The organism is Achromobacter sp. Marseille-Q4962 (genome assembly GCF_943737005.1).
Lineage (GTDB): Bacteria > Pseudomonadota > Gammaproteobacteria > Burkholderiales > Burkholderiaceae_B > Achromobacter.
Genome location: NZ_CALSFU010000051.1, coordinates 1 through 11,153, shown reverse-complemented (window position 1 = coordinate 11,153; position 11,153 = coordinate 1). Strand labels below are relative to the sequence as shown.

Here is an 11,153-nt window from a genome sequence, read left to right as displayed (position 1 = left end):
CCACCGCCCCCGCCGGAGGCGGACCGTCCCCCGGATTCGCACACGGAGCTCCCCGGCGCCCGCCGGCACCTGCTGCTGTCGCGCCCGCCGCCCTTCATCAAGGTGGCCATACTGGACGACCACCCGGTCGTGGCGCTGGGCGTGGACGCCTACCTGGAAAGCCGGCCCGGCTTTCGCGTCATCCACCGCGAGACTTCCGCCCGCGGCCTGCTCGACAAGCTGGCGGCCGCGCCCTGCGACGTCGCGCTGGTCGACTTCTACCTGCCGCTGGAGCCCTGGGACGGCGTGAATTACCTGCGCCGGCTGCGGCGCTACCACCCGGCCATGGCCATCATCACGTTTTCGGCGGGCAATCGCCAGGAAACGCAGTACGCGGCGTTCCGCGCCGGCGCCAACGGCTATCTGGCCAAGCAGTGGGGCCTGGCGCTGCTGCCCGAAATGATCCGGGGCGTGGTGGCGGGCAAGGACAGCTTTCTCACGGTGCAGGACGGCAAGGTCCGCGCCGTCCTGCCCACCCACCCGCACGACCGCCTCACCGCTTCCGAGGTCGAAATCCTGCGCCACATCAGCCAGGGGCTTTCGGTGACGCAGATCGCCGCGCGGCTGATGCGCAGCAAGAAAACCGTGAGCACGCACAAGCGGCGCGCGATGCGCAAGCTGCAGCTCTCGGATGACCTGTCGCTCGCGCTCTACCTGCGCGAGAAATTCTCGCAATGAGGCGCGCCGCGCGCCTCAGATGATGCGCGAGTAGCTGGCGCCGCTTCCGGCGGCGCGCAGATAGCCGTCGAAGGCCATGGCGACGGCGCGCACGAAATACCAGCCCAGCCCCGTCACCTGCACGCCCGTGGCGCGCAGGTTCACCAGGCCCAGTTCGGCGAGCCGGGCGAGCTGCGAGAGCTCCGGCCCGAAGTAGTCGCCGAAACGCAGCCCGTGCCGCGCCTCGATGTCGGCAAACTCCACCCTGCCCTGGCACATGATCTCCATGATGACCTCGCGGCGCACGAGATCGTCCGGATTGAGCTCCAGGCCGCGCACGGTGGCGTACCGGCCGGACTCGATGGCGGCGTAATAGCCGTCCAGGGTCTTGTCGTTCTGGCTGTAGGTGTCGCCGATGCGGCCGATGGCCGAGACGCCGAGCGCGACCAGGTCGCGGTCGGGCTGCGTGCTGTAGCCCTGGAAATTGCGGTGCAGCTCGCCGCGCTGCCTGGCGATGGCGAGCGCGTCGGTGGCCAGCGCAAAATGATCCATGCCGATGTACGTATAGCCCTCTTTCAGGAAGCCTTCGATAGCGGCGCTCAGCAGACCCACGCGGGTCGCGCGGCCGGGCAGGTCGCACACATTGATGCGGCGCTGGGGCTTGAAGCGCTCGGGCAGGTGCGCATAGGCATACAAGGCGATCCGGTCGGGCCGCAGTTCGCATACCTGGGCGATGGTGCGCGCGAAAGACCCCGCGGTCTGCAAGGGCAGGCCGTAGATGAGATCCACGTTGACAGACGCATAGTCCAGCTCGCGGGCGCTGCGCACGAGCGCGCTCACGTCCTCGAAGGACTGGATCCGGTGCACCGCCGCCTGCACCGCCTCGTCGAAATCCTGCACGCCGAAGCTCAGCCGGTTGAATCCCAGCCGGCGCAGGTGCGCCAGCCGCTGCGGCGTCGCCGTGCGGGGATCGACCTCGATGGAGATTTCCGCGTCCGGCTCGAAGCGGAAGGCGGCGCGCAGTCCGCCCATGAGGCGGGTGAGCTCTTCGTCGGACAGGAACGTCGGCGTGCCGCCGCCGAAATGAAGCTGTGAAACCGGCGTGCCCGTTCCCAGGCACTCGACGTGCAGCGCGATTTCCCGGGACAGCGCATCCAGGTAGCGCACGGCCCGGTCGTGATGGCGCGTCACAACCTTGTTACAGGCGCAGTAATAACAGACCGATTCGCAGAACGGGATGTGCACGTACAGCGACAAGGGGTCGGCGGTGCCGGATTCGCGCCGCTTTTCCAGCGCGCGCCGGTACTGCGCGGGCCCGAAGCCCTCGTGATAGCGGTCGGCGGTGGGATAGGAGGTGTAGCGCGGCCCGTTCTTGTCCAGGCGCTCGAGCAACTGCGGCGGAAAAAACGGATGGGCGGGTTCGGCCGCGGGCGCGGCGGGCGAAGAGCATAGGGCGGCTTGCATAGCGTGAATTATTTGCGCGCGCACGGCGGCCCGTATTGATCTTGCGCAAACCCCGCCCCGGCCCGCAGCAGCCGCCTACAATGGGTTTTTGCCCAAGATCGAGGATGCTTCCCATGGAAACCGAACTGGACGGCCGCCTGCTGGCCATGCGCCAGGCGCTCGCGCTCGCTATCGCGCTCGGCACCCGCAGCCACTCCCAGGCCACCGCCATGGCCCTGGAGCTGCTCGACGACCTGAAGGCCAGCCTGGACAACGCTCCCGCCGACAGTCCGTTCGCCACGCCCGCCTGGGTCGGCGGCGCGCAGGACGAACTCGAGCACATCGCCCGCCTGGTGCGCGCATTCACCGACGCCCCGGAACCGGACCCGGATTCCGGCGAGTAGTCCTCTCCCTTTCCCCGCCGGCGGGCCCCGCCCGCCGCTCTCCGGCCCTGTGCCCTGGGGCCGAGCCCCCGCCCGGCTTGCCGGACTTGCGCCGACGCAGGGCGCGCCGCAGCCGGAATTGGCCTGACCACCAGGGCAATATCCGGGCAAACCCTCTGATCGGTTTCCCGGAATTCCTCAAATTCCTCTTTGTTTTCAATTGCACACTACTTATAGTCGTGGCCTGACCACCAGGCCGAAACGCTCTATAAGCCCATGCTGCAAGCCGTCGCCGCCACCCGCCTGTACCGCCAGATCGCGGACCAGATCGCCGGCCGCATCCGCGCCGGGGATTTCGCGCGCGGCGGCCGCCTGCCCTCGGAACGCGAGCTGGCCGAGCAGCTGCAAGTAAGCCGGGCCACCATCCGGGAAGCGCTCATCGCCCTGGAAATCGAAGGCTACGTGGAAGTGCGGGTCGGCGCCGGTGTGTTCGCCACTGCCGCGCGCGATACCGTTTCGCCCCGGCCGGCCGGCGCGCCGCCAGACCAGGTGGACATCGGGCCGTTCGACCTGCTGGAAGCGCGCATGCTGATCGAGCCCGAATGCGCGGCGCTGGCGGCCCATGCGGGTTCGGACGCGCAGATCGCCGCCATCGCCCAGGCCCACCGGGCCATGTCGCTGACGGAGGCTCCCGAGCGGCACGACCGCGCCTTCCACAGCGCTATTGCGGCCGCCTGCGGCAATGCCGCGCTGGCCGCGACCGTGGCGCACCTGTGGCACCTCAGCCTTTCCAGCCCCGTATTCAGCCGCATGCAGGATTACTTCGTCAACGCCCAGGTCTGGGCGGTGGCCCACGCCGAGCACGAGCGCATCCTGGCCGCCATCCTGGCCCGCGACCCCATACGTGCGGGCCACGCCATGCGGGCGCACCTGCTGGGCATCCTGGCGCGGCTGCGCGAAGACTCCGCCCTGCTTCCCGACCTCTGAACTCCGCGAGACGACTTTCCGACCACAACCAGCCTGGAGGCTCCCAGTGAAATCGAAAAAATGGCTTTCCCTCGGCATCGGCGCCCTGATCCTGTCGGCCGCCCTGCCCGCCACGCAAGCGCTGGCCCAGACCAAAGGCGGCACGCTGAACCTGATCGTGCAGCCTGAACCGCCGGTCATCGTCACGGCCATCAACCAGCAGGGGCCGACCCAGTACGTGGCCGGCAAGATCTACGAAAGCCTGCTGACCTACACCACCGACCTGAAGCCGCAGCCCGGGCTGGCCAAGAGCTGGGAGGCCTCGCCCGACGGCCTGACCTACACCTTCCATCTGCAGGACAACGTCAAATGGCACGACGGCAAGCCGTTCAGCGCGGACGACGTGGTGTTCTCGCTGTCGGACATGCTGCCCAAGACGCATGCGCGCGCCCGGGTCATCCTGAACAAATTCGTGGATTCCGTGACCGCACCCGATCCCAAGACCGTGGTCATCAAGCTGAAGACGCCCTTCCCGGCCTTCATGCTGATGTTCGAGCCGGGCTTCGCCCCCATCATGCCCAAGCACATCTATGCGGGCACGGACTACATGAACAATCCCGCGAACCAGAAGCCGGTGGGCACCGGGCCCTTCATGTTCAAGGAATGGAAGCGCGGCGAATACATCAAGCTGGTGCGCAACCCCGACTACTGGAAGCCGGGCAAGCCCTATCTGGATGAACTGGTGTTCAACGTGATTCCCGACGCGGCTTCGCGCGCCGTGGCCTTCGAACGCGGCAGCGTGGACGTGCTGCGCGGCGGCGACGTGGACAACGTGGACATCAAGCGCCTGCGCGCCCTGCCCGACGTGGAATACACCACCGCGGGCTGGGAGATGTTCTCGCCCCAGGCGTATCTCATTTTCAACATGCGCAAGCCGCCCTTCGACAACGTGAAGGTGCGCCAGGCGGTGATGGCGGCCATCAACCGCAAGCTGGTGGTCAACAACATCTTCTTCGGCCTGGGCAAGGTTTCCACCGGCCCCTTCGTCATGACCGAGATGTTCTACGACAAGAACATGCCTGCGCTGGACTTCGACATGAAGAAGGCGCGCGCGCTCATCAAGGAGTCCGGCATCCAGCCCGGCGACTATACGATCCGCCAGCTGAGCTTCCCCTACGGCTCCACCTGGGACCGCCTGGGCGAGTACACCAAGCAGGCGCTGGAACAGCTCGGCTTCAAGGTGAACCTCGAATCCACCGATGCGGGCGGCTGGGCCAGCCGCACCGGCAACTGGGATTTCGACCTGACCACCAACTTCATCTACCAGTACGGCGATCCGGCGCTGGGCGTACAGCGCCTGTACGTCTCGTCCAACATCGTCAAGGGCTCGCCCTTCGCCAACGTGCAGGGCTACAACAACCCCGAACTGGACAAGGTGTGGGAAGCGGCCGCTTCGGAAGTCGATCCGGCCAGGCGCCAGGCCCAGTACACCCAGATCCAGAAAACCCTGGTCAATGACGTGGCCAACGGCTTCCTGGTGGACATGGAGTTCCCGACCCTGTACCGCTCCAACGTGAAGAGCCTGGTCAAGACGGCCATCGGCCTGAACGAGTCGTTCGACGACGTCTACATCGAGAAGAAGTAAGCGAGAGCCCAGCCGCCCGCCGCGCGCGGGCGGCGCCTTGCCCCCGGCCGCGCGGCGGCTGCATGCGCCCGTTCACGGAGGATCCCGCATGAAGTTCCTGTCGTTTCTCGTCTCCCGCATCGGCAAGGCCCTGGTGGTCGTGCTGGGCGTGGTCATCATCAACTTTTTCCTGATCCGGCTGGCGCCGGGCGACCCGGCCGCCGTGCTGGCAGGCCAGGCGGGCGCGGGCGACGCGGCCTACGTCGAGCAATTGCGCGTGGCCTTCGGCCTGGACAAACCCCTGCTGACCCAGCTGCTGCTGTACCTCAAGGGCGTGGCCCAGCTCGACCTGGGCTTCTCCTACCGCAACCACGTGCCCGTGCTGGACCTGATCGCCGAGCGCCTGCCGGCGACGTTCCTGCTCATGTCCTGCGCGTTTCTCTTTTCCATCGTGCTGGGCGTGCTGCTGGGCGTGATCGCCGCCCAGGCGCGCTACCGCAACAAACGCCGCTGGGTGGACAGCACGGTGATGACGGGCGCGCTGCTGCTGTACGCGACCCCGCTCTTCTGGCTGTCGCTGATGGGCATCCTGCTCTTTTCCGTGGTGTTGGGCTGGCTGCCCGCCTTCGGCATGGAAACCGTGGGCGCGGGCCTTTCCGGCTGGGCGCGCGCGGCCGACATCGCCCAGCACCTCATCCTGCCCACCGTCACCCTGGGCTGCTTCTTCATGGCGGTGTATGTGCGCCTGACGCGCGCCTCCATGCTGGAAGTCATCGGCATGGACTTCGTCAAGACCGCCCGCGCCAAGGGCGTGAGCCCCGGCCGCGTGATCCGCGCGCACGTGCTGCGCAACGCCCTGCTGCCGGTCATTACCTTCGCCGGCATCCAGCTCGGCCAGATGGCCGGCGGCGCGGTGCTCACCGAAACCGTGTTCGCCTGGCCGGGCATAGGCCGGCTGATGTTCGACGCGCTGCTGCAGCGCGACTACCAGCTCCTGCTGGGAATCTTTCTTGTCACCTCCGTGATGGTGGTGGTGTTCAACCTGCTCACCGATGTGCTCTACCGGCTCATCGATCCGCGCATCGGCGCGGGAGCGCAGCAAGGAGCCGCCGCATGAGGGCCTTTTCCCTGCGTTATGCCCGCAACTACGGCGCCGTGGCCGGCCTGGCCATCATGGCGGTGGTGATCGCCGTGGCCCTGGCCGCGCCGCTGCTGTATCCGGACTCGCCATGGATGATGGTGGCCGATCCGCTGATTCCCCCTTTCACGAACCCGGACTATCCCTTCGGGACCGACATGCTGGGCCGCGACATCACGGCGGGCCTGGTCTGGGGCGCGCGGGTTTCGCTCATGGTGGGCCTGCTGTCCACGGCCGTGGCGCTGGCCTTCGGCATCGTCGTGGGCGCGGTGGCCGGCTATTGCGGGGGCCGGATGGATGACGCGCTCATGCGGTTCACGGAGTTCTTCCAGACCATACCGCAGCTCGCCATGGCAGTGGTGCTGGTGGCCATCCTGAGCCCGTCGGTGTATTCCATCATGGGCGCCATCGCGCTGGTGTCCTGGCCGCCGGCCGCGCGCCTCGTGCGTTCCGAATTCATGACGCTCAAGCAGCGCGAATTCGTGCAGGCGGCCATCGTGATCGGGCAGTCGCCGGCGCGCATCGTGGGCTCGCAGATTCTGCCCAACGCCATGTCGCCCATCATCGTGTCCGCCTCCTTCATGGTGGCCACCGCCATCCTGACGGAATCGTCGCTGTCGTTCCTGGGCCTGGGCGACCGCAACCTGATGAGCTGGGGCTTCATGATCGGCGCGGCGCGCACCATGATCCGCGAAGCCTGGTGGATGAGCGTCTGGCCCGGCGTCGCCATCCTGCTCACCGTGCTGGCCATCAACCTCATTGGCGAAGGCCTGAACGACGCCCTCAACCCCCAACTGCGCAAACGCGGCGAATAGGAGACCGGCATGCCACCCGAAACGCCCCTGCTGTCCGTCCAGAACCTGAGCATCGCGCTGCCCGCGGGCGGCGACCGCCCCTACGCGGTGCGCGACATCTCGTACGACGTCCGTTCCGGCGAAATCCTCTGCATCGTGGGCGAGTCCGGATCGGGCAAGTCCATGAGCGCCAATGCCATCATGGGCCTGCTGCCCGACTACCTGCGCCCCGAACGCGGCCGCATCCTGTTCCGCGGCGCCGATCTGCTGCAGCAGGACGAGGCGACCTTGCAGTCCATGCGCGGCAAGGACATCGCCATGATCTTCCAGGAGCCGCTTTCCGCGCTCAACCCGCTCATGACGGTGGGCGAGCAGATCGGCGAGGTCATGCGGGTGCACAACGCCTATCCCGGCCCCCAGCGCATGCAGCGCACGCTGGACCTGCTGGCCTTCGTGGGCCTGCCCGACCCGGCCACGCTCTACCATGCCTACCCGTTCCGCCTGTCGGGCGGGCAGCGCCAGCGCGTCATGATCGCCATGGCGCTGGCGCTGGAGCCGGCGCTCCTCATCGCCGACGAGCCCACCACCGCGCTCGACGTAACGACCCAGGCGCAGATCCTGGCGCTGATCGCCCGCATCCAGAAGGAGAAGGGCATGGGCGTGATGTTCGTCACGCATGACTTCGGGGTCGTGGCCGAGATCGCGCACCGCGTGGCCGTCATGGAGAAAGGCGTGCTGGTCGAACAGGGGCCGGCCGAAGAGGTGCTGAACCGCCCGCGCCATCCGTACACGCAGCGCCTCATCGCCGCCGTGCCGCACCGGCGCGCCCGCGAACGCAGCGGCTGGGAGCAGGAGCCCCCGGTGCTGGAGGTGAAAGACCTGCGGAAAACCTATGTGCTGGGCCACGGCTGGCTGCGCGCCAAGCGCGAAGTGCATGCGGTGGATGGCGTCAGCTTCAGCGTACGCCGCGGCGAGACGCTGGGCATCGTGGGCGAATCGGGCTCCGGCAAGTCCACCATCGGGAAATGCCTGCTCAAGCTCGTCAATGTGGAAGGCGGGCAGATGCTGTTCGACGGCCAGGACATCGCGCCGCTGCCGGAGAGCCGCTTCCGCCCGCTGCGCAAGGACATCCAGATGATCTTCCAGGATCCGTTCGCCTCGCTCAATCCGCGCCAGACCGTGGGCCGCATCATCAGCGACGGGCCGGTCGCCAACGGCGTGCCGCGGGCGCGCGCCGAGGCCCGGGTGCGCGAGCTGCTCGCCCTGGTGGGACTGGACCCGTCCGCCTTCGACCGCTATCCGAACCAGTTTTCCGGAGGCCAGCGCCAGCGCATCGGCATCGCGCGCGCCCTGGCCCTGGAACCCAAGGTGCTGGTGGCCGACGAATCGGTTTCCGCGCTGGACGTCTCGGTGCAGGCCCAGGTGCTGGAACTGCTGCGCACGCTGCAGCAGCGGCTGCGCATCGCGCTGGTGTTCATCACCCACGATCTGCGCGTGGCCGCCCAGATCTGCGACGCCGTGCTGGTCATGCACCGGGGCAAGGTGGTGGAATACGGGACGCCGTCGCAGATATTCGACCAGCCCGGGCACCCGTACACACAGCAGCTCATTGCCGCGGTCCCCGGCCAGCACTGGGACCCCACCCAGGCCCGCGCGGCCTAGGTTGCGTTAACCCCAGGCGTGCCGACACGCCTTGACCCATCAACTTTCCGGAGCACTTCATGCAGCGTCCCGCCGCCGTTCCCACCGTACAAATCGACAACGAATTCGTGACCGTGACCGAATGGCGGTTTCCGCCCGGCGGCGAAACCGGCTGGCACCGCCACGGCATGCATTACGTGGTGGTGCCGCAGAGCACGGGACCGCTGCTGCTCGACACCCCCGAAGGCCAAATCACCAGCCAGCTCACCACGGGCGTGGCGTACTACCGGCCGGTGGGCGTGGAGCACAACGTCATCAATCCCGGCGACACGGAATTCGTCTTTGTCGAGATCGAACTCAAACAGGCCCCGCGGGCCTGAGCCGGAGCCGCAGACACCATGAAGGCCTTCTTCTCGGAAGAACAACTGCTGCACACGCCGCGGCAATTCATGCGGCTGGGCCGCATCTGCGCCCCCACCGACCTGCCCTCGCGCGCGGAAAGCCTGCGGGGCACGCTCGCCGCGCGCGGCATCGCCGTCGAGACCCCGCCGGACTACGGACGCTCGCCGCTGGCCGATGTGCACAGCCCCGATTACCTGGACTACCTGGAAAACGCCCATGCCCGCTGGCGCGCCCTGGAGATGCCCGGCGTCGAGCCCGGCGAGGAAGTGCTGCCCAACCTCTCGCCCTATCACAACGGCCGCGTGGAACAGCCCCGGCGCAGCCCATGCCCCTCGCCTTCGGTGGTCGCGCAGACGGGCTACTACCTGAGCGACCTGTCCTGCCCCATCGGCCCGCACACCTGGCGCTCGGCGCTGCGCTCCACGCACAGCGCCGTGGCGGCCGCCGACCACGCCGCCGGCGGCGGCGGCTTTGCCTACGCGCTGTGCCGCCCCTCGGGCCATCACGCCCACCGCGACCGCGCGGGCGGCTTCTGCTACCTGAACAGCAGCGCGGCGGCGGCCAGCCGCCTGCGCCAGACCCGGTCGCGGGTAGCGGTGCTGGACGTGGACGCGCACCATGGCGACGGCACCCAGCAGATTTTCTACCTGAGGCCGGACGTAATGACGATTTCCGTGCACGCCGATCCGGCCGGCTACTACCCCTTCTACACCGGCTACGCGCACGAGCGCGGACACGGCGCGGGCGAGGGCTGCAACCTCAACCTGCCCCTGCCCCACGGCTCGGGCAACGCCGCCTTCCTGCAGGCCCTGGACCAGGCCATGGCCGCCCTGGCCGCCTACGCACCCGAGGCGCTGGTGCTGGCGCTGGGCTTCGACACCTACAAGGACGACCCGATCAGCGTGCTCCGGCTCGACATGGACGCCTACCGGCAGATCGGCGCCCGCGTGGCCGCGCTCGGACTGCCCACCGTCATCGTGCAGGAAGGCGGCTACATGGTCCAAGCCATCGGCCCTGCCCTCGACGCCTTCCTGCAAGGACTGGACCCGACCGGCGCGCGGCGGGCATGAGCGCCGCCCGGCCGCCCGAAGGCGTTCATGCCGCAGCCCGTGAGGGCGCAGGCAGCCTCATCCCCGCCGCCCGGCCGCGCGAAGGCGTTCATGCCGCAGCCGCCCTGCCCGCGACCGGCTCGCGCCGGGCGGGCGTGGTGCTGTTCCTGGCCGCGCTCGTGGCCTTCGCCACCTTCGACGCCGGCTCCAAGTACATGCTGGCGCTCTATCCCGCGCCGTTCCTCAACGTGATGCGCTATTCGGCGGTGGCGACGCTGGCGCTCTTCCTGCTCTGGCGCGGCGGACGCCCCAGCCTGCGCAACGCTCCGCACAAACCGCTGCTCGTCCTGCGCGGCCTGCTGCTGGCCACCGTGGGCACCTGCTTCATGACGGCGCTCATCTGGATGCCGCTCTCCGAGGCTACCGCCATCTACTTCACCTCGCCGCTCATCATGGTGGCGCTGTCGCCCTGGCTGCTGGGCGAGAAGGTGCGCGCCGCGCAATGGGCGGCCGTCGCGCTGGGCTTTGCCGGCATGCTGCTCATCGTGCGGCCCGGCGGCGACCTGCCCTGGCTGGGCACCGTGCTGATGGCCGTGTCCGCCGTGAGCTATGCCGTATTCCAGGTGCTCACGCGCAAACTCTCGGGCCAGGTTCCGGGTCCGGTGCAGTACGCCTACACGGCCGGCATCTGCCTGGCCGCCACGGCGGCCCCCGCGCCGTTCTTCCTGCCCGACGCGTGGCCGCAACCGCTGCATCTGCTGCTCATCGTAGGGCTGGGCGCATGCAACGGCCTGGCGCAGATCCTGCTCATTTCCGCGTTCCAGCGCGTGCCGGCCGCCACGCTGGCCCCGTTGAACTACTTCCAGCTTCTGCTTGCGGTGGCCTTCAGCACTTTCTGGTTCCAGCGCCCGCCCGACGCTCCCGCCCTGGCCGGCATGGCCATGATCGTGGCCGCCGGCGTCTTCCTGGCGGCGCGGCGCGCCTGAGCCGCGCGCCGCCCGCACTTGTGGCGGGCGG

At 68.4% G+C, this 11,153-nt stretch carries 11 protein-coding genes; 10 read left to right on the top strand and 1 reads right to left on the bottom strand.

Annotated features, from left to right (window positions below; translation table 11 throughout):
* On the top strand, window positions 1-717 hold a 717-nt coding region (locus NGJ44_RS22605), incomplete at its 5' end, for a response regulator (protein ID WP_251865964.1).
* Between the two features lie 15 nt (window positions 718-732).
* On the opposite strand, the gene hemN is transcribed toward NGJ44_RS22605, so the two are convergent.
* The gene (gene hemN / locus NGJ44_RS22600) at window positions 733-2,160 is read right to left on the bottom strand and encodes an oxygen-independent coproporphyrinogen III oxidase (RefSeq protein WP_053244581.1); all 1,428 of its coding nucleotides are present in this window, start codon (window positions 2,158-2,160) and stop codon (window positions 733-735) included.
* 113 nt (window positions 2,161-2,273) lie between these two features.
* Here hemN and NGJ44_RS22595 point away from each other — a divergent pair, with 113 nt between their 5' ends.
* The 9 genes from NGJ44_RS22595 to NGJ44_RS22550 all read left to right on the top strand — a co-directional run bounded on the left by NGJ44_RS22595 (window position 2,274) and on the right by NGJ44_RS22550 (window position 11,122).
* Window positions 2,274-2,543 (top strand): hypothetical protein, encoded by a 270-nt coding sequence (locus NGJ44_RS22595; protein WP_251865962.1) that lies wholly within the window; start codon window positions 2,274-2,276, stop codon window positions 2,541-2,543.
* A gap of 255 nt (window positions 2,544-2,798) precedes the next feature.
* Complete coding sequence (locus tag NGJ44_RS22590) at window positions 2,799-3,509, top strand: FadR/GntR family transcriptional regulator (RefSeq protein ID WP_251865960.1); 711 nt, start codon at window positions 2,799-2,801, stop codon at window positions 3,507-3,509.
* A gap of 46 nt (window positions 3,510-3,555) precedes the next feature.
* Window positions 3,556-5,133: an ABC transporter substrate-binding protein gene (locus NGJ44_RS22585; RefSeq protein ID WP_053244580.1), complete on the top strand. Its 1,578-nt coding sequence runs from the start codon at window positions 3,556-3,558 to the stop codon at window positions 5,131-5,133.
* Between the two features lie 88 nt (window positions 5,134-5,221).
* On the top strand, window positions 5,222-6,229 hold the full coding sequence (locus NGJ44_RS22580) for an ABC transporter permease (RefSeq protein WP_053244579.1): 1,008 nt from the start codon (window positions 5,222-5,224) through the stop codon (window positions 6,227-6,229).
* Window positions 6,226-7,065, top strand: coding sequence for an ABC transporter permease (locus NGJ44_RS22575; protein ID WP_053244578.1), 840 nt, complete (start codon window positions 6,226-6,228; stop codon window positions 7,063-7,065). Before NGJ44_RS22580 ends, NGJ44_RS22575 begins: the two co-directional genes overlap by 4 nt.
* 9 nt (window positions 7,066-7,074) lie before the next feature.
* Entirely contained in the window at window positions 7,075-8,706 is a 1,632-nt protein-coding gene (locus tag NGJ44_RS22570) for an ABC transporter ATP-binding protein (protein ID WP_353506971.1), read from the top strand.
* A gap of 59 nt (window positions 8,707-8,765) precedes the next feature.
* The gene (locus tag NGJ44_RS22560; RefSeq protein ID WP_053244576.1) at window positions 8,766-9,065 is read left to right on the top strand and encodes a cupin domain-containing protein; all 300 of its coding nucleotides are present in this window, start codon (window positions 8,766-8,768) and stop codon (window positions 9,063-9,065) included.
* 18 nt (window positions 9,066-9,083) lie between these two features.
* Entirely contained in the window at window positions 9,084-10,157 is a 1,074-nt protein-coding gene (locus NGJ44_RS22555; RefSeq protein WP_251865958.1) for a histone deacetylase family protein, read from the top strand.
* A complete protein-coding gene (locus NGJ44_RS22550) occupies window positions 10,154-11,122 on the top strand; it encodes a DMT family transporter (RefSeq protein ID WP_251865956.1) in 969 nt (322 codons plus the stop codon). Before NGJ44_RS22555 ends, NGJ44_RS22550 begins: the two co-directional genes overlap by 4 nt.
* Window positions 11,123-11,153: the final 31 nt, after the last annotated feature.

Coding starts and splice junctions, on each gene's coding strand:
- hemN (WP_053244581.1), bottom strand. CDS start 2,160: ATGCAAGCCGCCCTATGCTCTTCGCCCGCCGCGCCCGCGGCCGAACCC.
- NGJ44_RS22595 (WP_251865962.1), top strand. CDS start 2,274: ATGGAAACCGAACTGGACGGCCGCCTGCTGGCCATGCGCCAGGCGCTC.
- NGJ44_RS22590 (WP_251865960.1), top strand. CDS start 2,799: ATGCTGCAAGCCGTCGCCGCCACCCGCCTGTACCGCCAGATCGCGGAC.
- NGJ44_RS22580 (WP_053244579.1), top strand. CDS start 5,222: ATGAAGTTCCTGTCGTTTCTCGTCTCCCGCATCGGCAAGGCCCTGGTG.
- NGJ44_RS22575 (WP_053244578.1), top strand. CDS start 6,226: ATGAGGGCCTTTTCCCTGCGTTATGCCCGCAACTACGGCGCCGTGGCC.
- NGJ44_RS22570 (WP_353506971.1), top strand. CDS start 7,075: ATGCCACCCGAAACGCCCCTGCTGTCCGTCCAGAACCTGAGCATCGCG.
- NGJ44_RS22560 (WP_053244576.1), top strand. CDS start 8,766: ATGCAGCGTCCCGCCGCCGTTCCCACCGTACAAATCGACAACGAATTC.
- NGJ44_RS22555 (WP_251865958.1), top strand. CDS start 9,084: ATGAAGGCCTTCTTCTCGGAAGAACAACTGCTGCACACGCCGCGGCAA.
- NGJ44_RS22550 (WP_251865956.1), top strand. CDS start 10,154: ATGAGCGCCGCCCGGCCGCCCGAAGGCGTTCATGCCGCAGCCCGTGAG.